We start from the raw sequence: 23,980 nt of genomic DNA on the forward strand, positions 1-23,980 counted from the left end.
GTCAAGTGCCTGAGGCGCATGCCGATACTCTGGATGCCGTGGGTAAATCGAAGAGCATCCGGACAGCCATCATCGGCGCCGGACCCCGGGGAACCAGTGTCCTGGAGCGCCTGCTCGCACACGCGGCGGCACACTCCGCCGCCCATGCCGGCTCCGCAGCCCTCCATATCGACGTCATCGACCCTTATCCGGCAGGCCCGGGGCATGTCTGGCAGCCCGGCCAGTCCCGGCTGTACCTCATGAACACCCAGTCCTTCTATCCCACGGTTATCCCGGAGGACCCCCGGCTGGCTCCGCCCGTCGCGGGCACCACATTCGACCGCTGGCGAGCCCGCCAGCAGCGTGAGCCGATGCCTGCCCTGACGCTGGACGAGCGGTCCGAACTGGCTGCGTTGGGATCGCGGGACTTCCCCAGCCGGGCACTGTACGGCCGCTACCTGCGCTGCACGCTGGACGAGTTGACGGCAAAACTGCCCGACGGCGTCACCGTCAGTTTCCACGAAACCACCGCCGTGTCGGTGCGCCCGTCAGACCACGGAACAGCGGGGACGCCGGGGGATGGCACTCCAGATGACGACACCCCGGGCGAGGCAATCCCATATACCGGAACGTTCGATGTCGGACTCGGCGGCGGAGGTTCGCTCACGGTCGATTCCGTGGTGCTGGCCTTGGGGCACCTTGCGTCCCGGCTGAACCCTGAGCAGCGCGAACTCCAGGCATCGGCCGCACAGCTGGGCCTGAGCTACTTTCCGCCTGCCGTCCCGGCGGACGTCGACTGGGCCGCGGTTCCGCCCGGCGAACCGGTTCTGGTCCGGGGTATGGGGCTGAACTTTTTCGACGTGATGGGCCAGCTCACGGAGGGCCGCGGCGGAAAGTTCATCGACGCCGGAACCCGGCTTGACTATCAGCCTTCCGGCCACGAGCCCCGGATCATTGCCGGCTCCCGCCGCGGCACACCGTACCGGGCCAAGGCGGCGCTGGCCGGCTACTACCCGGCGTCGGTCACCCTGCGGTACCTGACCGAGGCCGCGCTGGAGCGGTTCGCGGCCACCGGGATCCGCCCGGGTTTCGACCACGATCTCTGGCCCCTTCTGCACCGCGACACACTCTGGGCCTACTACTCCACCCTGGTCCGCTCGCAGCCGGCGGCCGTCCCCGACGCATCCGCGTTCCTGGCCGCGCTGGATGAGGCGCTGCGCCCGCATGCCCACAGCGCCGCCAACTGGGAGGCCGCGGTGGAGAGCGTCCTGGCCGTGCACGTCGGGCCGCGGCACCGGCTGGATCTGCCGGGCCTCGCTTCTCCCCTGGCGGGCAGGTCCTTCGGATCGCGCGCTGAACTGGATGCCGCCGTCGTCGAGTACCTGCTCGATGACGCCCGCCGCTCCGCCATCGGCGAGGAGGATCCGGTGAAGATGGCCATCGGCGCCCTGCATCACGGGCGCGCGGTGCTGAAAACGGCAGTGGCCGACGGCGGCATCACCGATGAGTCTTGGGTGGCCGGCCTGCGTGGCTGGTTTGAGTCGTTTGTGGAGGGCCTGGCCAGCGGGCCGCCCGCGCTGCGCGCTGAACAGCTGGCCGCCCTGGCGCGCGCCGGCGTGGTCAGCTTTGTGGGGCCAGATCCCCGGTTCAGCGTGGACCGACGGACTGGCCGCTTTGCCGCCGTCTCACCCTGGGTGAGCGGTCCTCCGGTGGCGGCGAAGACCATGGTGGAGGCCCTCGCGCCGGCCAACCGCGTGTCCGCGAACGATTCACCGCTGCTGGAACAGCTCCTAGCGGACGGGATGGTGCGGCCCCGGCTGATGATGACGGCGGAAGGCGCGCCGGTGCAGGCCACCGGGCTCGACGTTGCGCCGCACCCGTACCGGCCGCTGGCGGCCAACGGCTCGGTCACGGAAGGCTTGTTTGTGCTGGGCCTGCAGTTATCGGCCACCCAGTGGGGCACGGCCATTGCCGCGGAAGCGCTCCAGTCTGGCGGCCCCACGTACGCCAGCGGGCAGCGGACCCTTCGCGACGCCGACGAAATCGCGCAGGCGATCCTCGGACGCTGAAGCCTGCCGCTATTTCTTCAAGGGAATTTACTTACGCGATGACCTTGAACATCGCTCCGGTGGGGTCGGCCAGCGAGGCGAGGCGGCCGAACGGAGAATCCTCCGGCCCGTCAATGACGGTGGCTCCGAGCGAAACAGCCTTCTCAATCGAGGCGTCCGCATCCTCCACGTTGAAGTAGACCTGCCACTTGGACGGAACGTCAGCGGGCAGGTACCCGGAGGCGTCCAGGATGCCCGCCCTGGCGGAGTCCCCGGCGCCCAGGGTGGTGTACCGGAAATCCGGTGTATCGCTCATAACGTCAGTGTCCCAGCCGAACACGTCCTGGTAGAACTTCACGGCGGCGTCGTAGTCCTTGGTGTGGAGCTCGTGCCACGCGGCAGCGCCGGGTTCTGCCACAAGCTCGTACCCCTTCATCTCGCGCGGCTGCCACGCACCGATGGCCGCGCCGGCGGCGTCGCCGAAGATGGCCATGCGGCCCTGTTCCGGAACATCCATGGGCGGCATGTAGACCTGGCCGCCGTTGGCCGCGACGGCGGACGCGGTGGCCTCGGCGTCGTCCGAACGCAGGTAGGTGGACCAGACATCAGGCATGCCTGCCTGGTCCGCATCCTTCTGCATCAGCCCGGCTACGGTCTTGCCGTTCTTCCGCGCGGTGGTGTAACCGCCGTACTTCTCCGCGTCTCCGGTCTCGTATTCCCAGCCGAAGAGTTCGCCGTAGAACTGGCGGGCTGTGGCGATGTCTGATGTCATGAGGTCGATCCAGCAGGGAGCGCCGGGGGAGATCTCGGGTGAAGGCATGGTGGGGCTCTTTCTGTCGATGGGCGGCAACAGGAACGACCCTATGTCCGGTCCGCGACAGTTTCGATGGGTCCGCCATTCCGGCCCAGGGGCCGGTTAAACGAAGAAGCCCCGGCCCGCCATCATGTGGCGGGCCGGGGTTCCATTCGCGGAAGGTAAGAGATTCGAACTCTTGGTACGGGGTTACCGCACACTAGTTTTCAAGACTAGCTCCTTCGGCCGCTCGGACAACCTTCCCTAACGAGTAGTGTTTCATAGGCAGTTGGCTGCAACAAAACAGAGTCTGCCGTGCGTCCGGTGCACACTGGTTCTGGGGCACGAATCAGCTAGAAAACGGGAGTTCTCCATGAAAGCCGTCTACATTGCCGAACCCGGCGGTCCGGAAGTGCTGGAAGTCCGCGACGTCGACGCTCCAGTCCCCGGGCATGGCGAGGTGTTGATCGACGTCGTCGCCGCCGGCCTGAACCGCGCGGACGTGCAGCAGCGCCGGGGCTTCTACCCGCCTCCGCCCGGTGCCTCCGAGATCCCCGGGCTGGAAGTCTCAGGGCGGATCGCCGGCTTTGGTTCGGGCGTCACCAAAGCGTTCTCCGTGGGTGACAAAGTAGTGGCTCTGCTGTCCGGCGGAGGCTACGCGGAGCAGGTTGCGGTGCCGGCGGAGCAGGTCCTGCGGATTCCCGACGGCGTTGATGTGGTCACCGCTGCGTCGCTGCCGGAAGTCGCAGCCACGGTCTACTCCAACCTGATCATGACGGCGCAGCTGCAGGCGGGAGAGACCGTCCTGATCCACGGCGCCACCGGTGGGATCGGCACCTTGGCCATCCAGATGGCCAAGGCCTTCGGCGCCAGGGTGGCCACCACCGCAGGAACAGCGGAAAAGGTGGGGACGGCGAAGGCGTTCCTGGGCGCAGACATCGCCATCAACTACACCGAAGAGGACTTTCCGGACAGCCTGCGGCGGCAGAACGGCGGCAAGGGTGCCGACGTGATCCTCGACGTCGTCGGTGCCAAGTACCTGGCGCAGAACGTTGATGCGCTCGCTGACTACGGCCGGCTCATTGTCATCGGCCTGCAGGGCGGTGCCAAGGGCGAGCTGGATCTTGGCCAGCTCCTGCGCAAGCGTGCGGCAGTGGTGGCCACGGCACTGAGGCCGCGCCCGGTGGCGGAGAAGGGCGCCATCATGAACGCGGTGCGCGAATCCGTGTGGCCCCTCATTACGGACGGCCGGATCCGCCCGCTGGTGGCCAAGACCTTCCCGCTGGACCAGGCCGCGGCCGCGCACCGGTACTTCGATAGCGGCGACCATGTGGGCAAGATCCTGCTGGTTATGTAGTCCGGATAGATACTGAGTATTGCTTTGCGTGGCGGATTGGGTTAGCCTCACTCTATACGCGGTATGCACGGGTCTTGGGGGTCCGTGCATACCGACGCTCACGCCCCCGCTAGGAGCATCATGTCCATCCGCCGCAGCCTCCTCGCCCTGCTGCAGGACCAGCCGCGTTACGGCTACCAGCTCAGGGTTGAGTTCGAAAACCGCACCGGGTCCACCTGGCCCTTGAACATCGGGCAGGTGTACACCACGCTCGACAGGCTGGAACGCGACGGCCTGGTCAGCAATGACGGCAGTGACGGCGAAGGCCACGTCGTCTACAGCATCACCCCTGCGGGCAAGGCGGAAGTGCAGAACTGGTTTGCCGCCCCCGTGGAGCGCAACAACCCGCCCCGGAACGAGCTGGCCATCAAACTGGCGCTCGCAGTCACGCTGCCCGGCGTCGATGTGCAGGCCATCATCCAGGCCCAGCGGGTGGCGTCCATCCGGGCGCTGCAGGACTACACCAAGGCCCGCCGCGACACGGCCGCCAACCAGCGGGCGGCGGATACCGCCTGGCTGCTGGTGCTGGACTCGCTGATCTTCCAGACGGAAGCGGAGGTCCGCTGGCTGGACCTTTGCGAGGCCCGGATGCTGCAGCAGGCGCAGACCGCAGGCCACGCATCACCACGTAAATCGTCCAACGGGGTCACTGTGGAAGAGGCTGCCCCGCTCATCGCGGACAACCGCCGATGAGCGTCCAGGGGCCGCGGCAGGTCCTGGAACTCGCCAAGGTCAGCAGGACGTTCGGTGAAGGCGCGACGGCGGTCGCCGCGTTGCGCGAGGTTGACCTCAGTATCAGCGCCGGCGAGTTCGTCGCCGTGATGGGCCCGTCAGGTTCCGGGAATCCTCCCTTCTGGCGCTGGCCGGGGGACTTGACCGGCCGACGTCGGGCGGTGTCTTTGTGGAGTCCACGCCACTGGGCGGGCTGGGACTGAACGAACTCGCCCGGTTGCGCCGCCGCGCCGTCGGCTACGTCTTCCAGGACTTCAACCTTGTCCCCACCCTGACCGCGGCTGAAAACGTGGCGCTGCCGCTGGAACTGGACGGGACGGCCACCCGGAAGGCGCAACGCCAGGCGTTGGATGCGTTGCGGCAAGTGGGAATCCCGGAACTCGCGGACCGCTTTATGGACCAGATGTCCGGCGGCCAGCAGCAGAGGGTGGCCATTGCGCGGGCCATCGTGGGCGACCGCCGGCTGATCCTGGCCGACGAACCTACGGGAGCTCTGGATTCCACTACCGGCCACGGCGTGATGGAAGTGCTCCGCGGGCGTGCGGATGCCGGCGCGGCCGTGATGCTGGTGACCCATGAGGCCAGGCATGCCCGCGTGGGCTGACCGGGTGGTTTTCCTCCGGGATGGCCGGATCGTTGACCAGGCGGCTGCCATGCACGATCCCGCCATGCTCCTCGCGCAGGCCGGCAACTGACGTGGCACTCTCTCTCGACCCGGCGCCTGGCGGGCGCCGGCAGGCTTTCTTCGTCGCCGTGCGGATGGCCCGGCGCGATATCCGCCGCCACAAAGGGCGTTCCCTCCTGATCATCCTGCTGATCATGCTCCCCTTGGCCGGAATGGCAGGGGCGGCCGCCCTGGTCCAGAGCACCCAGGAGACCGCAGCCGAGCGCGTGCAATACCAGCTCGGCGCCACCCAGGCGCGGTTCCGGCCCATGCCCATGGCCAACGGGGTTATGGTCCAGGACCCGGTCGAAGAACTGCAGATCACCACAAACAACTGGGACACCAACCCGGACTTCACGCCAGCCGATCCGCAGGACGCGATTCCGGCCGGCTACGACGTGCTCACAGAATCCACCCTCGACCTCACCGCCGAGTCGGGTGCGGCGGACGTACGTGTAGTTGGCCGGGCAGTGGATGCCCTGTCCCCGGCATTTGCCGGAAAATACACCCTGCTGGACGGCAGGGCCCCCGGAACTGATGCCGAGATGCTCGTCTCGCCCGGGCTGCTGGAGCGGTTTGGGCTGGGGCTGGGGGAGGAGCTGGCGACGTCGGCCGGGATGTTTGTGGCGGTCGGAACGCTCCGCGATGCGGGCTATTCGGACAGCAACTCCATCGTCTACCTCAAGCCCGGACAGGGCAGCGTGGGCGCCCCGGAGCAGCCGGCCTCCGCCGGCCCGGTGCCCACCGCGCGGGCCATCAAGGCCACCATGTATTACCTGGTGGGTTCCGAACCGGTGACCTGGAGCCAGGTTCTGGAGGCCAACGCCGTGGGTGTCACTGTTCTGTCCAGGTCCGTGGTGCTGGATCCGCCGCCGCCAGACCAGCGCGGGCCGGAAGGCGCAGGGACCACGTCCAGTGCGTCGCTGCCGTTCGCCGCCTACGCGGCCGGGGCGCTGCTGGGCGCACTGGCACTGCTGGAAGTGGGGCTGCTGGCGGGAGCCGCGTTTGCCGTGGGCGCCAAGGGGCAGGTCCGGGAGCTGGCCCTGCTGGCCGCGACGGGGGCCGAAAGCCCCACCATCCGCTCGGTGGTCATGGCGGCGGGCCTGTGGCTCGGCGGCATTGGCGTGGCGGCCGGCGCTGCTGTGGGGCTGGCCGCGGCCGCCGGGGTGGTGATCGTTGCGCGCCTGTACGGATCGGTCCGTTTCCCGGGCTTCCATCCGGACGCGCTGCTGACGGTGCTGGTGATGGGTTATGCTGCGTGCCTGCTGGCTGCCTTGGCCCCGGCGCGGCAGGTGGCGCGCCAGGCCGTTCTGGGCGCGCTCAAATCGGGGCGGTCGCCGGCTTAGGCCGGCAAGAAGTCCACCGTGGTGGGTGCTGCCCTGCTGGGCGTGGCCGCCGCGGCCCTCGCGGCCGGCACCTGGCTCGCCGTCAGCAGCAAAAGACCCCGACGTGTTCACCTCCAGGACGCCGGTCATTGCCTGGTTCCTGCTGGGAGGCGCGGTACTTGGTGTTACATCCCTGGTTCTGCTGACCGGCAAGGTTGTGGCTCTGCGGCCGGCGGAATGGTAGTCAGCAATCCCGTGTTCGTCCGCGACGGGCAGGCATCGCTGGTGGCGCGGGACGTCCGCAAGCCCGCGCGCGCCGACCCCGCCACAGGCGCCTTCCAGGGCTACGAGGAGACGGCGCGGACGGACGTGGCCGCGGCCGTGCTGGAGCCGTCGGTTAATGTGCCGTACTACGGAGTGGTATCCCCGGAAGCTGCCGCGGCGGCCGGCATGCGGGTGGATGACAGTGCCCTGCTGGTCCAGTTCAGCGCCTACCCCGATGCCACCCAGGCTGACAAAATGACGGCAGCACTCGCCGGTCTTTACAAGGACCGCTTCGGGACCCCGCATGTCGAGCGCGGGGCCGAGCGGGACGCATCGCTGATCCTCTGGTCCATCGTGGGACTGGGTGCGTTGATCACACTCAGCGCGGCAGGCATTACCACGGGCCTATCCATGGCGGACTCACGGAAAGACCACGTGACGCTTGCCGGAGTGGGTGCATCCCCGCGCTTGCGGAAGGCGCTTGCAGGTTCGCAGGCACTGATGACGGCGGGGCTCGGAACGATGTTGGGAAGTGTTGCCGGGATAGTGCCTGCCGTGCTGCTGGTGACCGCAACCGGGATGGCGCGGACCGCCGTCGTGCCCTGGCTCCAGCTCGTGGCGCTGCTGATCGCGGTGCCGCTCACCGGTGCAGCCCTCGCTTGGCTGTTTACGCGGGCGAGGCTTCCGGTGTCCCGCCGGGAGGTGGACAGGGCCTGCAATTAGGTCACACAGTTGGGTCTTTTTGATTGGGCCCGGCGGGCCTACCGTGGGGCTTAGGATGCTGTCCCTCCCGGACAGCCGAAGTACGGAGGGACCTCTTATGACAACACATGTTGCCGACTGCAGTGTTACCCGTTGCTCCTTTAATGACCATGAAGGCTGTACGGCCCATGCCATCACGGTTGGCGGGAGTAAAGACCACGCCAGCTGCGCCACGTTCATCGACACCGGGACGCACGGCGGGCTGCCCAAAGTCCTGGCAGATGTCGGAGCATGCCAGCGCTCCGAGTGCGTCCACAATGACCACCTGATGTGCAATGCCCCGGAGGTCCATGTTGGCCCGGGCGCTGACAACGCGGACTGCCTTACTTACGCACACGCGTAGCCACTGCTGCCGCGTGCGAGCTCCCGCGTGCGAGCAAACATTGAAGCCCCCGTCCAGGAAACCCTGGACGGGGGCTTTTGCGCCGCTCGGCGCCTGCGGCCCGCCGTTCACCGCAAATGGCGCTCGGTGCGTGCACAATGCCGTTTCCACGTTTGTGTGGCGTTGGTAGGGTGCCTTTGAGCAACCCACCGAAGCACCGAATCTCAAGGAGGAGACATGGCCAGCAGGCCTGACGAAGCGGTAAGTGCAGCGCAAGGAGGCGGGCCGCTGACCGCAGATCCAAAGCTTCCGCCAACGGCCTTGGATGCGGCCGTCAGCGAGGCCGAAGACAGGAAATGGACCCCGGCCAAGATCGCACTGTGGTCGGCCATCGCGCTGCTCGGTGGCGTCGCCTGGTTCATGCTGGCGATCGTCCGTGGCGAGACCGTCAACGCGATCTGGTTCGTCTTTGCCTCGGTCTGTACCTATCTGATCGCCTACCGCTTCTATTCCAAGGTGATCGAACGCCTCATCACCAAGCCGGACGACCGCCGTGCCACGCCCGCGGAATACAAGGCTGACGGCAAGGACTACGTCCGCACCGACCGCAACGTGCTGTTCGGCCACCACTTCGCTGCCATCGCCGGCGCCGGCCCGCTCGTCGGCCCGGTTATCGCCGCCCAGATGGGGTACCTGCCCGGCACCATGTGGATCATCCTCGGCGTCGTCTTCGCCGGCGCCGTCCAGGACTACCTGGTGATGTTCTTTTCCATGCGTCGCGGCGGACGTTCCCTGGGCCAGATGGCCCGCGAGGAACTCGGCGTCATCGGCGGCACCGCGGCCCTGGTTGCCACGCTGCTCATCATGGTCATTATCGTTGCAATCCTGGCCCTCGTTGTGGTCAACGCCCTGGGCGAAAGCCCGTGGGGTGTCTTCTCCGTCGGCATGACCATCCCGATTGCCCTCTTTATGGGCGTGTACCTGCGCTACCTGCGTCCTGGCAAAGTCATGGAGGTCTCCATCATCGGCTTCGTGCTGCTGATGGCCGCCATCATCGGTGGCGGCGCCGTCGCCGGCACCGAATGGGGCGCCGCGATGTTCCACCTGGACAAGGTCACCATCGCTTGGGGCCTGATCATCTACGGCTTCATCGCCGCGATCCTGCCCGTGTGGCTGCTGCTGGCCCCGCGCGACTACCTTTCCACCTTCATGAAGATCGGCGTCATCGGTATGCTTGCCGTCGCCATCATCGTGGTGCGCCCGGAAATCAACGTCCCGGCCTTCAGCGAGTTCGCCAGCCGGGACAACGGGCCGGTCTTCTCCGGCGCACTCTTCCCGTTCCTGTTCGTAACGATCGCCTGCGGCGCACTGTCCGGCTTCCACGCACTCATCGCCTCCGGTACCACGCCCAAGCTCATCGAAAAGGAACGCCAGACCCGGTTCATTGGTTACGGCGGCATGTTGATGGAGTCCTTCGTTGCCATCATGGCCCTCGTAGCGGCGCTATCGATCGATCGCGGCATCTACTTCGCGATGAACGCCCCCGCGGCCCTGACCGGCGGCACTGTGGAAACGGCGGCCGTTTGGGTCAACTCGCTAGGGCTCTCCGGCGTGAACCTCACCCCGGACATGCTGGCGCAGACCGCGAAGGACGTGGGCGAGCAGAGCATCATCTCCCGTTCCGGCGGCGCCCCGACCCTCGCCGTCGGCCTGGCGCACATCATGCAGCAGTTCATTGGCGGACCTGCCATGATGGCCTTCTGGTACCACTTCGCCATCATGTTCGAGGCACTCTTCATCCTGACCGCCGTAGACGCCGGCACCCGCGTTGCGCGGTTCATGCTGCAGGACTCGATCGGCAACTTCATCCCGAAGTTCAAGGAACACTCCTGGCGGATCGGCGCTTGGCTCACTACCGCGGTCATGGTGGCGGCCTGGGGCGCCGTGCTGATGATGGGCGTCACCGACCCCCTCGGTGGCATCAACACGCTCCTGCCGCTGTTCGGCATTTCGAACCAGTTGCTCGCAGCCATCGCGCTGTCGGTGTGCATGGCCATCGCGGCCAAGCGGGGGTCGTTCAAGTACCTGTGGATCATCGTCGTACCGCTGTCGTTCGCTGCGGTCGTGACCATTACGGCCAGCTTCCAAAAGATCTTCTCCACCACGCCCGCGGTGGGCTACTTCGCCAATAATGCCGCGTTCAGCAAGGCGCTGGCCGACGGCAAGACCTCCTTCGGCTCCGCCAAGACCCAGGCAGCCATGGAAGCAGTGGTACGCAACACAATGATCCAGGGCATCCTGTCCATAGTGTTTGTGGTGCTCAGCCTGATCGTGATCGTCGCCGCGATCCTGGCCACTATCAAGGCCTTCCGCGACCACTCGGCAGGTATGCCCATGGTGGACAACGAGGACCGTCCGAGGGCATCCCGTGTCTTTGCTCCCGCCGGACTCATCCCGACGGCGTCTGAACGGGAACTGATGGCGAAATGGGACGAGCTGCCGGCCGATCAGCGGCTGGATAAGGCGGGGCACCACTGATGGGTGCGCTTGCCGGTGGTTTCCGTGGGTTCGCCACGTACTTCAAAGGGATCATGGGCGCCGATGCCTACACGAAGTACTTGGAGCACCACAACGCTTCCGGCCACGCGGAAGCCCCGATGACCGAACGCGAGTTCTGGCGCGACCGGACCGACCGACAGGACTCCAACCCGCAGGGCCGGTGCTGCTGATGTTGACGGCCGGCCAGCCTTCACCAGCTGGCCGGCTTCATCGACCGGGCTGCACGTCGCCCGCTCGTGAGAGTATGAACGCATGAGCGATCCCACAGACACTCAGCCTGATGATGTCCCCGTTGAGGGCAGGACCCTCGACAACGGCGAACCGGCCATGCCTGCCGCGGCCAGCCCGGCGGGAGCCGGCGCCGGCACCGGTGCGCCTGGCCCGGTCAGTACCGACCCGGCGGCAAGCGGCAAGGCCAAAGGCAGCAACCTGCGGGACCTCGTGGACGAGCCCGCGAAAGTCATGCGGATCGGCACCATGATCCGCCAGCTCCTGGCGGAGGTGAAGTCAGCTCCGCTGGACGACGCCGCGCGCGAACGCCTGGCCGAAATCCACGAGCGTTCCATCAAGGAGTTGGAGGACGGCCTGGCGCCGGAACTTGTTGAAGAGCTGGAACGGATCAGCCTGCCCTTCCCGGAGAACGCCACTCCGTCCGACGCCGAGCTTCGGATCGCCCAGGCGCAGCTGGTGGGGTGGCTGGAGGGCCTCTTCCATGGCATTCAGACGGCTATCGCGGCTCAGCACGCGGCACGGGAGCAGGCCGCCGCGCAGTTGCACCTGAGGCAGCTTCCACCGGGCACCATGATCGCCCCTGGTGTGGTTATCGGGGAGAACGGCGAGCCTCAACGGGCCGCCGCAGGCCAGCGTTCCGGTCCGGTACCGTCCGGGCAGCCAGAGGACCCGGACCACGGCCCCGGCCAGTACCTCTAGGTTCCAGCGTGGGATTCTTTTCTGCCGCCCGCCAAGGGCGCAAGGACGATACTGAGCTGGGGAAGGGCCTTTGGCGCCGCGCCCATGATCGTTTCCACCGGGGCCTGGACCGCTATCACCAGGTCCTCGAAGGTGTCGAAGACGAACAGCTTTACGCAGAACTCGTGGAAGTAGCCAACGAGCTGGCGGGGCTCATGGAACGCGTCCGTGTTGTTTGCGTCGAGGCCCAGCGGCGGTCGCCCAGCGAAGGCCTGGACATTCCCGGGGACTTGGCAGGTGTACACCGGTCGCTGTCGAAGGCGGGCAATTCGCTGGCCACCACCGCCGAGGCTGCCGCTATGCTCCGGCTCGCCGTCGGTCCCGTCCCGGTGGGGGCGGCTTCGGTGCGCCGGCGTGCGGAATCGGTGTTTGAGCAGGTGGCCGACGCTGAACGCCGGCTCGCCGAGGATGCCGCCGCCAGTGGCCAGCCCGAGAGCCTTTCCGGCTGACCGTCAGGCGGCGATCCGGGCCTTTCCGACGGCAACAGCGTCGATGACAGCCCAGGATTCCTCGCTGCCGCAGTTCCGGCTGGCGAAATGCTCGGCTTCCTTCAGGGAATCGAAGCCTTCACTGAAGATCCGGCCGCAATCAGCGTCGAAGTACGTGACGTGAAATTCCTGTGCAAGTTGGTTTTCCATAAATCCAGTCTGCGACCGGGGTCTGACAATAACCGTTCATCAGTCCCGCGTGTTGCCAAGGCGGAGCACCCGCTCCTGCGCGAGCATGGCTGAACGCTTGGCCTTATCTGCTGCCCGCGCCGCCTGCTTGGCCTCGGCTGCCGCCGTGCCCAGACTCTTCCTGGCACTATCGAGCTGCTCCTCCGCGGCTCTGAGCATGTCTCGGAGCTCACGTGTTTCGCGGGTCAGGTCCGAAACTTCCGCCTCCGTGTCCGCAAGCTGCCTTTGCCGGTCCGCGGCCAGCCGGGCTGACTCCGCCTCGGCAGCCTGGGCCTCTCCCAAGGCAGTGCTGGCTTTCTCCAAGGCGGAGGGGGACGCTGCCCGCGGAGTCTCCCGGACGGCCTTGAGCCGTGGTTGGTCCGCAGGCCTGCGGGCGCCGCGTTCCGCCGTCGTGCGTTCTTCCTGACCTGCTGCTGCGGCCGGTGGCTGCTTTGGACTGTCTGGGGGAGTGGCGGACGGCGGGGTGGTGCGCTGCGCCGGCACTGCGGCCGGAAGAGCCACGACCCCGTCGAGTTCAACGGTGTCCACGCCGTCGGCGGACAGCGTCTGGACCAGCAGTCCGCTTTGGACGGCGGCGGTGGCTCCTTCGTCGGCCGTCATCGCCTGCAGGGTCCGTTCGACGTCGGCCGCGATCGTTGCGCTGATGGTGCGCCCCTGGCGCTCGGCGACGGCGCGGGCGGTGTCGACGGCGATCCCCAGCAGGGTGCGGCGCTCACGTGCCAGTTCCCGCAGGGCGGCGGCGTCGAGGGATGCCTGGGCCGCTCGCATCCTTTGGCCGAGCTCGGCGAGCTGTGCGAGGACTCCTGGCTCATGGCTGGCCAGCATGTTGACGGCCCAGGCCGCCGCTGACGGTTTCGGTAAGGCCTTGACGGCTGCCGGGAGCTCCTTCCCGGAACCGGCGGAGGCTTTGGCTGCGGCCGTCCGGGCAGCCACAAATTCCTCGAAAGGCAGGGCGTAGAGTTCGAACGCGATAGCCGCCAGCGCCTTGTCATCCATGCACGCCATCATAGGGGGAGCGGCTGGGCTCGGCATTGAGACCTCAGTGCCTAGACTGGCCGCATGAGAAGAATGTGGGGGCTCATTGTTCGGCCGGCGGTTCTGATGTTGGCGGTTTGCATTCCGGTGGCGGGCTGCTCGAACGTCTGTCCGGCCATCGGGTGGGTCAACTCCGTCACGGTTGAATTGTCGGGTGATGTCTCGAGGGTAGGCACCGTGCAGCTGTGTGCTGATGGCGCGTGCTCGGAGTTGCGACCGGAGCCCGGGACAGCAGTGCCGCGTATTGTCGTGACAACGCCGCTGGATGCCAAGGCTTCTCCTACCCCGGAAGCTCAGCCGGCCATGGCCCCGTTTTACGCTGAACGGATCGATGCCGATACCTGGCGGTTCCAAGTCAATATGAGCACCCCTGACCATGTGACCGCAAAAGCGCTGTCTGCCACAGGCGAGGTCATTGCCGAGACGGACGCCGACCTGGACTGGAAGCGGGTGGGCGGCTCAGCCCAGTGCGGCGGGCCTGTTGAAGCTTCGCCGGTGCGGCTTGTGGTGCCCTAAAAGTGCGCGTTCGGGCGAGCTGCTGGGCTTCACGTGCGATTTCCACCCGGCAGGTCTTCCACGAGGGCACGCCTGGGCGGTAGGCGGCTTTCCCTATTTAACCAGCGAAAAACCCCCTAAAAACCGTGGTTTCTAGGGGGTTTATCCCGAGCTTCCTATCAGAATCGAACTGATGACCTTTTCATTACGAGTGAAACGCTCTACCGACTGAGCTAAGGAAGCACCGCACAAATTCACCCGGCGTAACCGGGCGGTTCATGCAAGAGTCAACTGTAATAGAGTCCCTGCGCCCGGGTCAAAATGGGGTCCCAAAACGTCAGCAGACCGTGTTGTCGGTGGGAACCGTTCCGTCCACTAGGTACTTGTCCACGGCATCTTCGAGGCAGCTGTTGGCCCGGCCGTAGGCAGTGTGGCCCTCTCCCTGCCAAGTCAGGAGCGAGGCGTTGCCCAACTGCTTGCGCAGGGACGCCGCCCATTCCACGGGGGTGGCAGGGTCTCCGGTGGTTCCGACAACTACGATCGGGGCTTCACCGGCATATTCCACCGGGGCAGGAGTCCGCAGGTTTTTGTACGGCCAGTCCAAACAGTTGGTGCCGCCGTAGGCGAAGAAGTAGCCCAGAGTGGGGGAGGCCTGCATAAGCCGTTGTTGTTCGGCGCGCATCCCGGCCGTGTCGGACACCATGGGGTAGTCCAGGCAGTTGATGGCGCCAAAGGCGAAGGTCGAGTTGGACGTGTACTTCCCGTCGGCGCCGCGGTCAGCGCCGAGGTCCGCCAGACGGAGCATCAGGCTCACATCGCCCGTAGTGGCGGCCTCCAGGGCCTGGGTCAGGGCCGGCCAGCTCTGGTCGTTATACAGCGGGGTGATGAGGCCACTGACGAACATCGTGGCGTTCACCAGGCGGCCGTCCTTGGCAAGCCTGGGTGTCGCCTGGACGGCGTTGATGATGTCGCGGATCTGCTGGACGCCGCTGTCCACATTCCCGGTGAGCGGACATGAGGATTCCTGCTGGCAGCTGGCCACATAGGCCCTGATGGCCTTCTCGAAGGCCACTGCCTGGCCGCTGGTCAGCTCCTCGTTGCTGATGGAAGGATCCAAGGCACCATCGAGGACCATCCGGCCCACATTGTCCGGGAACAGCGAGGCGTAAGTGGAACCAAGGAAGGTGCCGTAGGAGTACCCCAGGTAATTGAGCTTCGCGTCGTTGACCACAGCCCGCAGGACGTCCAGGTCCTTGGCCGCGCTGACCGTGTCCACGTGGCCCATTACAGGACCAGTCTTTTCGGCGCACTGCTCGGCGATGGCCTTGTTGTCAGCCAACGCGGCGGCCAGCCCGGCGTCGGTATCCAGGGCGTAGACCTTGGTCCGTGACGCGTCCCGTTCGGCATCCGTCAGGCAGGTCACCGGGGCGGAGCGTTTGACGCCGCGCGGGTCGAATCCCACCAGGTCGTAGCTGGCTCGGACGGACTGCGAGAAGTGCGTTCCTGCCGCATCCTTGACGAAGTCGTAGCCGGACCCGCCCGGACCGCCAGGATTGACCAGCAGGCTGCCTGTCTTCTTGCCCGTGCTGGGAGCACGCAGCGCAGCTATCTGGATCGTGTCGCCATCCGGCTTCGCGTAGTCGATGGGCACGGTGACCTTGGCGCACTGGAAGCCGTTTTCGCAAGGCTCCCACACGACCTCCTGGGCATAGAAGGCATCCAATCCGGCGGGCGCGGACGCCACGATGGACGGGTCTGCCTTTGCCGTAGCAGGGGCTGCGGCCGGGGTATCCCTGCCCAGGAGGCTGCACGAGGCCAGCGTCAGGGCCAGGATCAGGGCGCCGGCAGCCCGCAGCCCAATCACCAGGGATCGGGAGCGTGGGGGCAGGGGGCGTGCAGTCATCGAGCGGTCTCCTAGTAGTTGCTAGATCAGGCTGGCTGCCATCGACTCAATGGTCAATAGCGGAGCAACGTTAGTGGTGGTAATTCGTTGGCGGGCTTTGTTGATCGCGTCCATGCGGGCGAGGGTGGTCTCCGGGGCAGACCGGGCAGCGAATTCCTCCAGCTCACCCCTGAGCTCAACGTTCACCAACTCCACGGCGTTCCCGAACTGGATGATCAGCACATCCCGGTAGAACGAGAGGAGGTCCGTCAGTGTCCGGTCCAGGGAGTCCGTGATGGATCGCTTGGCCCGCCGTTTCTGGTCGTCTTCCAACTGCCTGACCTGGCTGCGCAGCGATGGCGGGAGCATCCCTGACTCCGGGGCGCCCAGGGTGGCCAGCAGCGCAGCCCTCTCGGCGGCGTCGCGCTCTTCATTGGAACTGCTGGCTTCCGCGGTGGCGATCTTCACCAGCTTGTCCGCCATCATCACCGCCGCGGTCACGCCGCGCAGACCCAGCGGGAATCGCACGGTTTCCAGCCGGCGTTCCCTCGCTTCAGGGTCCCGCGCCAGCCGGCGGGCGATCCCCACATGGCTTTGCGCCGCGCGGGCCGCGCGTTCGGCGAGGACCGGGTCCACCCCGTCGCGCTTGACCAGCAAAGCGGCGACGTCGGCGGCCGGGGGAAGGCGCAGGGCCACAGCGCGGCAGCGCGAACGGATGGTCACCAGGACGTCAGCGGGCGACGGTGCGCACAGCATCCAGATGGTCCGCGGAGTGGGTTCCTCGATGGCCTTCAGCAACACATTGGTGGTCCGCTCGGCCATGCGGTCGGCGTCTTCCACCACAATGATGCGCCAGCGCCCGGAAGACGGCCGGTTGCCGGCCTTGGAGACCAGGTCGCGGGCTTCATCGATGGTGATGGTGACCTTCTCGGTCCTGACGTACGTCACGTCCGAATGGGTCTCGCCGAGGATGGTCAGGCAGGCTGGACACTCGCCGCAGCCGCGCCTGGCGACGTCGTCCTGGTCGCAGTTGAGGGCCGCCGCGAAGGCCTTCGCGGCGTTGGAACGCCCGGAGCCGGGCGGGCCCGTGAACAGCCAGGCATGGGTCAGTCCCTCTCCCCGCGAGGCCTGCCGGAGCTGTTCGACGACGGCGGGCTGGCCCTGAAGGTCGTCCCAGACAGTCACGCGGCGCCCCGGCCTGCAGACGCGAGCAGGGCATCCACCCGGGTGAGGATGCGCGCGGCCAGTTCGGCGACAGGCAGGTCCGCCGGAAGGACCAGGTACGTCGCCGGCCGGCCGGCGGCCAGTTCGAGGAACGCTCCGCGGATTGTTGAATGGAACTCATCGGCCTCTGACTCAAGGCGGTCTTCGGCGGCGTCGCCGGCTGTGCGGCGGCGGCGGCCGTCAGCGGGATCCACGTCCAACAACACCGTGAGATCGGGCTGCAGCTCCGACGTCGCCCATTCGTTGAGGGTACGCACGGCATCGGTACCCAGATCCCGGCCGGCCCCCTGGTACGCCACGGACGAATCAATGTAACGGTCCGTCAGGACAACATCGCCGCGTGCCAGCGCCGGGCGGATGACCTGGCTGGAATGGGCTGCGCGGGAGGCGGCGAAGATGAGGGCTTCGGTGTGGGCGTCTATGTGGCCGTGGCCGTGGTCCAGGACCAGGGAACGCAGTTTTTCGCCAATGGGCGTCCCGCCGGGTTCGCGGGTCCGCAGGACCGTCAGTCCACGTGATTCCAGGGTTTCGGCAAGTCTGGCAGCCTGGGTGGACTTGCCGGCGCCGTCGCCGCCCTCGAAGGCGATGAAAAGTCCAGGGCTGTTGGTGGTCACTGCTCAAGACTACCGACTTCGGACGCCGCCGCACGTCCAAGTACGCTTTCTCCATGAGTCTCTCGGAACAGTACGCAGCCTCCCTGTCGGCCGAAACCATGGTGGTTGCCGCCGGCCGGCCGCCGCGTGAGCGGGACGAGCCCGTCAACCCGCCCATCGTGCTGTCCTCGACATACTTCGGCACTGGAGAGCTGGGCGACGGGGACCGGGGCTACGGCCGCTACTCCAATCCCACGTGGGATCCCTTTGAGGAGGCCCTGGGCCAGCTTGAAGGGTCCGACCTGCCCGCCCTGCTTTACGCATCCGGACTTGCGGCCGTCAGTTCCGCGCTGTCCCTGCTGCCCGCCGGAGGTGTCCTGGTGATGCCGTCGCACAGCTACGCGGGCTCGCTGGTGATGGCCACGGAGCTGGCGCAGAAGGGCTTCCTGGAACTGCGGATTGTGGATATCGCGGACACAGACGCGGTCAAAGCACAGCTCGCCCCGCAGGGCCCGGACGCCAAGGCAGCCGGGATGCTGTGGCTTGAGAGCCCCACCAACCCCATGCTGGGCATCGCCGATATCCGGGAACTTACTGCGGCTGCCCATCGGGTGGGCGCCATTGTGGTGACAGACAATACGTTCTCCACGCCACTGGTCCAGCTGCCGCTAAGCCTGGGTTCCGATGTCGTTCTTCACTCGGTGACCAAATACCTGGCCGGGCACTCCGACGTCGTCCTCGGTGCACTGGTGACCTCCAACCCCGACATCCGGGCAGCGCTGTTGCACCACCGCATCATCCACGGCGGTATTGCCGGGCCGTTCGAGGCATGGCTGGCACTGCGCGGGCTGCGGACGCTTGCCCTGCGTGTTGAAAGGTCGCAGGCGTCCGCCGCGGTCCTGGCCGAACGCCTCAGCGTGCACCCACTCATCGACAGCATCCGGTTCCCGGGCCTGCCCGCGGATCCCGGCCACGAACGGGCCAAGACCCAGATGACGGGGTTCGGTTCGATTGTGTGCGTGCAGATCGCGCCCGTTGCCGGCCTGAGCGGTGCGGATGCCGCGGACAAACTGGTCCGCGCGCTGCAGCTCTGGCTCCCGGCGACATCCCTGGGCGGGGTGGAATCGCTGATCGAACGGCGCCGCCGCCACTCCGCTGAGCCGCTGAGTGTTCCGGACAATCTGGTGCGCCTGAGCGTCGGCATTGAGAATATTGAGGACCTCTGGGCCGATTTGAAGCAGGCACTGGACTCGCTGGACCGCTAGGCTTGGACGGTGGACGGTGAACTGATAATTCGGCCTGTAGAGCTGGCAGTGTTTTTTATCCTTGCCCTGGTGGCATTCGGACTTGAAGCGTGGGCTCTGCTGGACTGCGTCCGGCACAAGTCCGCCGCCTTTGAAGCGACCGGCAAACGAACCAAGACCTTCTGGCTGGCACTGACCGGCGGCGCCACCATGATCGGCGCCATCTCGCTCTTCAGCGGCGGCGGAATCTTCGGCACACTCGGCCTCTTTGGGCTCGCGGCCGTGGTCTCAGCCGCGGTGTACCTCGCCGACGTCCGGCCGGCGGTCAAGGACGCGGGCCGCGGCGGCAGCCGCAACACGGGGCCCTACGGCGGCTGGTAGGCCCCACCGGCCCCCTCAGCTCGCAAGCTCGCTCAGGGAACCCTGCCGGCGTGGGCCCACCGGCCGCCAACTAACCCAGCGGCGCCACTGCATCCCAGGCCACCGTCAGTTCGCCCAGGCGCCACCGCGACGGCCCGTCTTGAACCGGCCACCCGCCGTCGAGCAGTGCCTTGCACATGGCGTGCCAGCGCTGCCTGTTGCCGAATGACGCGAGCGGCGCCGACTCCAGCCAGGCGCGGTCCATGGCTTGCATCAGCCGGTGGACAGGCTCACCCGGAACGTTGCGGTGGATCAGCACCTTCGGCAGCCGCTCGGCAATTTCCGATGGCAGGTCAAAGCTGCCGAACCGCACGGACATGCTCAGGGACAACGGGCGCTTGGCGTCGAGGGCAACCCACGTCACACGCCGCCCGATCTCATCGCAGGTCCCGTCGATAAAGAGCCCGCCGGGGGCGAGCCGGCCCTGGACCAGCCGCCAGATCCCCGCCACGTCAGCCTCTTCGTACTGCCGCAGGACGTTGAACGCGCGGACCAACACCGGGCGCCCGGGCAGCGGCAACTCGAAACCGCCCACCTGGAAGCTCAGGCCGGGCCTTTCGAGCCTTTTGGCCACCCGGACGCGCTCCGGCTCGATTTCGATGCCACACACCCGCACGTCCGGCCGGACGGCGCGGAGGCGTTCAAAGAGTTCGACGGCGGTGGCCGGCGTTGCGCCGTAGCCCAGGTCAACCACGAGTGGGTCTTCGGCGGCGCGCAGGCGCCAGGCCTGGGGGCCGGCGAGCCAGCGGTCCACCCGCCGCATCCTGTTGGGATTGGTGGTGCCCCGGGTGACGTTTCCAACAGGTTTGCCTGGCCTGGCGGGTTTGGCCGGCCCGCCGGCGGTCCTGCCCGAGATCTGGGCGTTTGCCACCCGTTCAGCTTTTTGCACCACCGCCCCACTGTATCTTCCAACGCGGGGTCACTTACGGCCTATCCAACGCTCCGCCATGGGCCGTAAGTGACCCCGCGTTGCAGAACGTAACGCCCGGCGGTGTCTCGGCGGATCAATTAGGATAAAAATCATGACTTACAAGCTGATTCTGCTGCGCCACGGCCACAGCGAATGGAACGCCAAGAACCTGTTCACCGGCTGGGTGGACGTTGACCTGAACGACCAGGGCCGCGAGGAAGCAGCACGCGGCGGCGAGCTCCTGGTTGAGAACGATCTTCTCCCGGATGTCCTCTACACCTCGCTCCTGAAGCGGGCCATCAACACCGCCAACATCTCCCTGGACAAGGCCGACCGCGGCTGGATCCCCGTCAAGCGGGACTGGCGCCTGAACGAACGCCACTACGGCGCCCTGCAGGGCAAGGACAAGGCACAGACCCTGGCCGAATACGGCGAGGACCAGTTCATGGAATGGCGCCGGTCCTACGACACCCCGCCGCCGCCCCTGGCCGACGACTCCGAGTTTTCGCAGGCCCGGGACCCCCGTTACGCGGACCTCGGCGACTCACTGCCCCGCACCGAGTGCCTCAAGGATGTACTGGTCCGCCTGCTTCCTTACTGGGAATCAGATATCAAGGAAGACCTCAAGGCCGGCAAAACGGTCCTGGTCACCGCCCACGGCAACTCGCTGCGCGCCCTGGTCAAGCACCTGGACGGCATCAGCGACGACGCCATCGCCAGCCTGAACATCCCCACGGGTATCCCGCTGGTCTACGACCTGGACGAGGACTTCCAGCCGGTCAAGCCGGGCGGCACCTACCTGGACCCGGACGCCGCTGCGGAAGCCATCCTGGCAGTGGCCAACCAGGGAAAGAAATAGAGCAACAGTTAAAGTTCGACGGCGGGTCGGTCACCTCAGGTGACCGACCCGCCGTCGAATGTGGTTCCGGAGCGGCTAGAAGCCCTGCGGCTGCCATTCGCCGGTGACCAGGTATGTGACCTTGCGGGCCACCGACACGCCGTGGTCGGCGAAGCGTTCGAAGTAGCGGCTCGCAAGGGCCACATCCACCGTGGTGGCGGGGGACTCGGCCCAGTCCGGCGCGGCGATCGCCTTGAAGACGCTCAGGTGAAGGTCGTCGATGGTGCTGTTGGCCTTGAGGATGTCGCGGGCTACTTCGAGGTCCCGGGACTCCAGCAGCACGATGAGCTTGTCCGCGATCAGTTGGTCCTGCTCGGCCATTTTGTTAAACGTGTCCGTCATGGAGGCGGGAATCACAGTCGACGGGAAGCGCAGCCGGGCCAGCTGGGCGATGTGGCGGGCCAGGTCACCCATCCGCTCCAGGGAAGCGCTCATGCGCAGGGAGCCCACGATCATCCGCAGATCGCTGGCCACCGGCCCCTGCAGGGCAAGGATATCGATGGCACGCTCATCGAGACTGGTCTGCAAAAAGTCGATACGGGCGTCCGCGGCAATGACGTCCTCCGCCAGATCAACGTCGGCAACCTGGAAGGACGTAGCGGCCTTCCCCATTGCCTCGCTGACCAGCTTCGAAATCTCCACCAGCTGCTCACCCACCTGGGTCAGCTCTTCCTGAAAAACCTTACGCACGTGGGCGTCCTTTCTTTGGAACTCCGCCCCTCAGGTGGCAGACGGAACTCTTGTCGCCATTCGGCACTCCAACGTATAACTCTGTCAGCGTCCGGTAAACGTTTAGTCGCTTGTAGATGAACGTTAGTTGAACCGTCTCCCCTTCGGCCCAAGACGAACCGTCCGGCCATGAACCACGGCCTAAGCTGGAGCTGTGGATCCTATGCTCATCGGTGTCATCGCCGGCCTGGTCGGCCTGTCACTCGGCACTTTTGGCGTGCTTGCCTTCAGGCTCAGTGAAAAGCAGCGCAAGCTTGTCGACGTCGACATGGACGAACCTGCCTTGCCTGCCGGCGCCGCGGAGGTGCTGGCCGTGGTCGGACGGGCTTTTGTAGTGGTGGACGCCGTGGACGGTGTGGTGCGGGCCAGCCCCGCAGCCTACGCGTACGGCCTGGTACGCGGCCACACGGTGGTCCACAAGGAGCTGCTGGACATGACTGCCGGAGTGCGCCGCGACGGCGTGATTCTGGAGAAAAAGCTGGAACTGCCGCGTGGCCCGCTGGGCCAGGGAACCATCGTCGTGCAGGTCCGGGCAGCCATGCTCGGCGAGGAATATATCGTCCTGCTGGCCGACGACCGCACCGAAATCACCCGCACCGAAGAGATCCGCAACGACTTTGTGGCCAACGTGTCCCACGAGCTGAAGACCCCGGTGGGCGCAATTTCCCTGCTGGCCGAGGCGCTGGAGTCCTCAGCCGACGACGAAGAAGCGGTTCGCCGTTTCGCCAAGCGGATGCACAAGGAATCGGGCCGGCTGGCTGCTCTGGTCCAGGACATCATCGAACTTTCCCGCCTCCAGGGTGCCAGCGTCTCCCAGGAGGGCAAGGCAGTGGACATCAACACGGTCATCACCGAAGCAGTGGACCGCTCCCAGCTCCCCGCCGAAAGCAAGAACATCCGGATCGTGGTGGGTGACCGGGTTGAAGCAACTGTCTTCGGCGACCGGGACCTGCTGGTGACCGCACTGCGTAACCTGATCGACAACGCCATCCGCTACTCCCCGGAAAACACCAGGGTGGGCGTGGGCGTCCGGTCCAAGGAGGGGCTGATTGCCGTTTCCGTCACGGACCAGGGTGAGGGCCTGGCCCCGGAGGACCAGGAGCGCGTGTTTGAGCGCTTCTACCGGGTGGATGCGGCGCGTTCGCGCCACACGGGCGGAACAGGCCTGGGCCTGAGCATTGTCAAGCACGTGGCCTCCAACCACGGCGGTGAAGTGACCTTGTGGTCCCGGCCCGGCCAGGGGTCCACGTTCACCCTGCGGCTGCCTGAGATGGAAAGCCGGGACGAACCGGATACTGCAGGTGCCAAACAACGAGTCGTACCCGAGCGTGTTAAAGAACGCGGCGTACATGAGCAAGGAGCCAGCTCTTGAGCAGGATTTTGATTGTTGAAGACGAAGAATCTTTCAGTGATCCGTTGTCCTATTTGTTGGGCAAGGAGGGGTTCGAGGTTGAGGTTGTAGATAACGGCTTGGACGCCATCACCGAATTCGACCGGAATGGGGCTGATCTGGTGCTGCTGGATCTGCAGCTCCCCGGCCTGTCAGGCACTGAGGTCTGCCGCCAGCTGCGGCAGCGCTCCAGTGTTCCGGTCATCATGCTGACGGCCAAGGACTCCGAGATAGACAAGGTGGTTGGCCTGGAGCTGGGTGCCGACGACTACGTCACCAAGCCCTATTCCTCCCGCGAGCTTGTGGCCCGCGTGCGGGCCGTGCTCCGCCGGCAGGGTGAACCTGAGGAGCTCATCTCGGCCACAGTCCAGGCCGGACCTGTCCGGATGGACATCGAACGGCATGTGGTCAGCGTGGAGGGTCAGCAGGTCCTGCTGCCCCTGAAGGAATTCGAGCTGCTCGAAATGCTGCTGCGCAACTCTGGCCGAGTGCTGACCCGCGGCCAGCTGATCGACCGGGTCTGGGGTTCGGACTATGTGGGGGATACCAAGACCCTTGATGTGCACGTCAAGCGTCTGCGCGGCAAGATCGAGCCCGACCCGTCCGTGCCCCGCTACCTGGTGACCGTCCGCGGCCTGGGCTACAAGTTCGAGCCGTAGGCCTCCCCGCC

The 23,980-nt window shown here is 66.3% G+C and carries 24 protein-coding genes, 2 tRNA genes and 1 pseudogene; 17 read left to right on the plus strand and 10 right to left on the minus strand.

Translation table 11 applies throughout. The features are described from left to right. Positions 1-38: 38 nt before the first annotated feature. Positions 39-2,048 (plus strand): FAD/NAD(P)-binding domain-containing protein, encoded by a 2,010-nt coding sequence (locus FYJ92_RS03150; RefSeq protein WP_185263646.1) that lies wholly within the window; start codon positions 39-41, stop codon positions 2,046-2,048. Between the two features lie 31 nt (positions 2,049-2,079). On the opposite strand, the gene FYJ92_RS03155 is transcribed toward FYJ92_RS03150, so the two are convergent. Further along, entirely contained in the window at positions 2,080-2,847 is a 768-nt protein-coding gene (locus tag FYJ92_RS03155; protein ID WP_185262568.1) for a VOC family protein, read from the minus strand. 149 nt (positions 2,848-2,996) lie between these two features. Continuing rightward, a tRNA-Ser gene (locus FYJ92_RS03160) sits at positions 2,997-3,084 on the minus strand. 109 nt (positions 3,085-3,193) lie between these two features. Between FYJ92_RS03160 and FYJ92_RS03165 the strand changes: the two genes are divergently transcribed. The 10 genes and pseudogenes from FYJ92_RS03165 (at position 3,194) to FYJ92_RS03205 (ending at position 12,262) form a co-directional block, all read left to right on the plus strand. After that, complete coding sequence (locus FYJ92_RS03165; protein ID WP_185262569.1) at positions 3,194-4,177, plus strand: NAD(P)H-quinone oxidoreductase; 984 nt, start codon at positions 3,194-3,196, stop codon at positions 4,175-4,177. A gap of 120 nt (positions 4,178-4,297) precedes the next feature. Continuing rightward, positions 4,298-4,909, plus strand: coding sequence for a PadR family transcriptional regulator (locus tag FYJ92_RS03170; RefSeq protein ID WP_185262570.1), 612 nt, complete (start codon positions 4,298-4,300; stop codon positions 4,907-4,909). Then, a pseudogene (locus FYJ92_RS03175) lies at positions 4,906-5,643 on the plus strand (ABC transporter ATP-binding protein). The gene FYJ92_RS03170 and the pseudogene FYJ92_RS03175 overlap by 4 nt, the downstream one beginning before the upstream one ends. 1 nt (position 5,644) lies before the next feature. After that, positions 5,645-6,958: a hypothetical protein gene (locus FYJ92_RS18895; RefSeq protein ID WP_255482278.1), complete on the plus strand. Its 1,314-nt coding sequence runs from the start codon at positions 5,645-5,647 to the stop codon at positions 6,956-6,958. Between the two features lie 216 nt (positions 6,959-7,174). Continuing rightward, entirely contained in the window at positions 7,175-7,924 is a 750-nt protein-coding gene (locus tag FYJ92_RS18900; protein WP_255482279.1) for a hypothetical protein, read from the plus strand. Positions 7,925-8,021: 97 nt separating this feature from the next. Further along, positions 8,022-8,306 (plus strand): DUF1540 domain-containing protein, encoded by a 285-nt coding sequence (locus FYJ92_RS03185; RefSeq protein WP_111907293.1) that lies wholly within the window; start codon positions 8,022-8,024, stop codon positions 8,304-8,306. 216 nt (positions 8,307-8,522) lie between these two features. Continuing rightward, positions 8,523-10,823 (plus strand): carbon starvation CstA family protein, encoded by a 2,301-nt coding sequence (locus tag FYJ92_RS03190; RefSeq protein ID WP_185262571.1) that lies wholly within the window; start codon positions 8,523-8,525, stop codon positions 10,821-10,823. Continuing rightward, a complete protein-coding gene (locus tag FYJ92_RS03195) occupies positions 10,823-11,014 on the plus strand; it encodes a YbdD/YjiX family protein (protein WP_185262572.1) in 192 nt (63 codons plus the stop codon). Before FYJ92_RS03190 ends, FYJ92_RS03195 begins: the two co-directional genes overlap by 1 nt. An 82-nt stretch (positions 11,015-11,096) precedes the next feature. Further along, positions 11,097-11,774 (plus strand): bacterial proteasome activator family protein, encoded by a 678-nt coding sequence (locus tag FYJ92_RS03200; RefSeq protein WP_185262573.1) that lies wholly within the window; start codon positions 11,097-11,099, stop codon positions 11,772-11,774. Positions 11,775-11,782: 8 nt separating this feature from the next. Further along, entirely contained in the window at positions 11,783-12,262 is a 480-nt protein-coding gene (locus FYJ92_RS03205) for a hypothetical protein (RefSeq protein WP_185262574.1), read from the plus strand. Between the two features lie 3 nt (positions 12,263-12,265). Here FYJ92_RS03205 and FYJ92_RS03210 read toward each other — a convergent pair whose 3' ends face one another. Further along, positions 12,266-12,451 carry a hypothetical protein gene (locus FYJ92_RS03210; protein WP_185262575.1) on the minus strand — a complete coding sequence of 62 codons (186 nt, stop codon included), beginning with the start codon at positions 12,449-12,451 and terminating at the stop codon, positions 12,266-12,268. A gap of 39 nt (positions 12,452-12,490) precedes the next feature. Next, on the minus strand, positions 12,491-13,486 hold the full coding sequence (locus FYJ92_RS03215; RefSeq protein WP_185262576.1) for a hypothetical protein: 996 nt from the start codon (positions 13,484-13,486) through the stop codon (positions 12,491-12,493). Positions 13,487-13,774: 288 nt separating this feature from the next. Between FYJ92_RS03215 and FYJ92_RS03220 the strand changes: the two genes are divergently transcribed. After that, positions 13,775-14,041: a hypothetical protein gene (locus FYJ92_RS03220; protein WP_185262577.1), complete on the plus strand. Its 267-nt coding sequence runs from the start codon at positions 13,775-13,777 to the stop codon at positions 14,039-14,041. Positions 14,042-14,190: 149 nt separating this feature from the next. Here the strand turns inward: FYJ92_RS03220 and FYJ92_RS03225 are convergent. The 4 genes from FYJ92_RS03225 to tmk all read right to left on the minus strand — a co-directional run bounded on the left by FYJ92_RS03225 (position 14,191) and on the right by tmk (position 17,740). After that, positions 14,191-14,263 (minus strand) — tRNA-Thr (locus FYJ92_RS03225). A gap of 94 nt (positions 14,264-14,357) precedes the next feature. Continuing rightward, positions 14,358-15,923: an alpha/beta hydrolase gene (locus tag FYJ92_RS03230; protein ID WP_185262578.1), complete on the minus strand. Its 1,566-nt coding sequence runs from the start codon at positions 15,921-15,923 to the stop codon at positions 14,358-14,360. 21 nt (positions 15,924-15,944) lie between these two features. Continuing rightward, a complete protein-coding gene (locus FYJ92_RS03235) occupies positions 15,945-17,087 on the minus strand; it encodes a DNA polymerase III subunit delta' (protein ID WP_185262579.1) in 1,143 nt (380 codons plus the stop codon). Beyond that, a complete protein-coding gene (gene tmk / locus FYJ92_RS03240; protein WP_185262580.1) occupies positions 17,084-17,740 on the minus strand; it encodes a dTMP kinase in 657 nt (218 codons plus the stop codon). Before tmk ends, FYJ92_RS03235 begins: the two co-directional genes overlap by 4 nt. Before the next feature lie 53 nt (positions 17,741-17,793). On the opposite strand from tmk, the gene FYJ92_RS03245 reads away from it, so the two are divergent. Beyond that, entirely contained in the window at positions 17,794-18,984 is a 1,191-nt protein-coding gene (locus FYJ92_RS03245; protein WP_185262581.1) for a PLP-dependent aspartate aminotransferase family protein, read from the plus strand. Positions 18,985-18,993: 9 nt separating this feature from the next. Then, entirely contained in the window at positions 18,994-19,344 is a 351-nt protein-coding gene (locus tag FYJ92_RS03250; RefSeq protein WP_185262582.1) for a DUF2516 family protein, read from the plus strand. A gap of 70 nt (positions 19,345-19,414) precedes the next feature. Here the strand turns inward: FYJ92_RS03250 and FYJ92_RS03255 are convergent, their stop codons facing one another. Beyond that, on the minus strand, positions 19,415-20,275 hold the full coding sequence (locus FYJ92_RS03255; RefSeq protein ID WP_255482280.1) for a class I SAM-dependent methyltransferase: 861 nt from the start codon (positions 20,273-20,275) through the stop codon (positions 19,415-19,417). Positions 20,276-20,405: 130 nt separating this feature from the next. Between FYJ92_RS03255 and FYJ92_RS03260 the strand changes: the two genes are divergently transcribed. After that, complete coding sequence (locus tag FYJ92_RS03260) at positions 20,406-21,152, plus strand: phosphoglyceromutase (protein ID WP_185262583.1); 747 nt, start codon at positions 20,406-20,408, stop codon at positions 21,150-21,152. Positions 21,153-21,227: 75 nt separating this feature from the next. On the opposite strand, the gene phoU is transcribed toward FYJ92_RS03260, so the two are convergent. Then, positions 21,228-21,881, minus strand: a complete 654-nt coding sequence (gene phoU / locus FYJ92_RS03265; protein ID WP_185262584.1) for a phosphate signaling complex protein PhoU — start codon at positions 21,879-21,881, stop codon at positions 21,228-21,230. A 202-nt stretch (positions 21,882-22,083) separates the two neighbouring features. On the opposite strand from phoU, the gene FYJ92_RS03270 reads away from it, so the two are divergent. Both FYJ92_RS03270 and FYJ92_RS03275 read left to right on the plus strand, forming a co-directional pair. Then, complete coding sequence (locus FYJ92_RS03270; protein ID WP_227007691.1) at positions 22,084-23,292, plus strand: cell wall metabolism sensor histidine kinase WalK; 1,209 nt, start codon at positions 22,084-22,086, stop codon at positions 23,290-23,292. Beyond that, positions 23,289-23,969: a response regulator transcription factor gene (locus FYJ92_RS03275; protein ID WP_185262586.1), complete on the plus strand. Its 681-nt coding sequence runs from the start codon at positions 23,289-23,291 to the stop codon at positions 23,967-23,969. Before FYJ92_RS03270 ends, FYJ92_RS03275 begins: the two co-directional genes overlap by 4 nt. The last annotated feature ends 11 nt before the right edge of the window (positions 23,970-23,980 follow it).

Source organism: Pseudarthrobacter sp. NBSH8, from assembly GCF_014217545.1.
Lineage (GTDB): Bacteria > Actinomycetota > Actinomycetes > Actinomycetales > Micrococcaceae > Arthrobacter.

Coding starts and splice junctions, on each gene's coding strand:
- FYJ92_RS03185 (WP_111907293.1), top strand. CDS start 8,022: ATGACAACACATGTTGCCGACTGCAGTGTTACCCGTTGCTCCTTTAAT.
- FYJ92_RS03200 (WP_185262573.1), top strand. CDS start 11,097: ATGAGCGATCCCACAGACACTCAGCCTGATGATGTCCCCGTTGAGGGC.
- FYJ92_RS03215 (WP_185262576.1), bottom strand. CDS start 13,486: ATGGATGACAAGGCGCTGGCGGCTATCGCGTTCGAACTCTACGCCCTG.
- FYJ92_RS03170 (WP_185262570.1), top strand. CDS start 4,298: ATGTCCATCCGCCGCAGCCTCCTCGCCCTGCTGCAGGACCAGCCGCGT.
- FYJ92_RS03245 (WP_185262581.1), top strand. CDS start 17,794: ATGAGTCTCTCGGAACAGTACGCAGCCTCCCTGTCGGCCGAAACCATG.
- FYJ92_RS03210 (WP_185262575.1), bottom strand. CDS start 12,451: ATGGAAAACCAACTTGCACAGGAATTTCACGTCACGTACTTCGACGCT.
- FYJ92_RS03195 (WP_185262572.1), top strand. CDS start 10,823: ATGGGTGCGCTTGCCGGTGGTTTCCGTGGGTTCGCCACGTACTTCAAA.
- FYJ92_RS18900 (WP_255482279.1), top strand. CDS start 7,175: ATGGTAGTCAGCAATCCCGTGTTCGTCCGCGACGGGCAGGCATCGCTG.
- FYJ92_RS03155 (WP_185262568.1), bottom strand. CDS start 2,847: ATGCCTTCACCCGAGATCTCCCCCGGCGCTCCCTGCTGGATCGACCTC.
- FYJ92_RS03260 (WP_185262583.1), top strand. CDS start 20,406: ATGACTTACAAGCTGATTCTGCTGCGCCACGGCCACAGCGAATGGAAC.
- FYJ92_RS03230 (WP_185262578.1), bottom strand. CDS start 15,923: ATGACTGCACGCCCCCTGCCCCCACGCTCCCGATCCCTGGTGATTGGG.
- FYJ92_RS03270 (WP_227007691.1), top strand. CDS start 22,084: ATGCTCATCGGTGTCATCGCCGGCCTGGTCGGCCTGTCACTCGGCACT.
- FYJ92_RS03190 (WP_185262571.1), top strand. CDS start 8,523: ATGGCCAGCAGGCCTGACGAAGCGGTAAGTGCAGCGCAAGGAGGCGGG.
- FYJ92_RS03165 (WP_185262569.1), top strand. CDS start 3,194: ATGAAAGCCGTCTACATTGCCGAACCCGGCGGTCCGGAAGTGCTGGAA.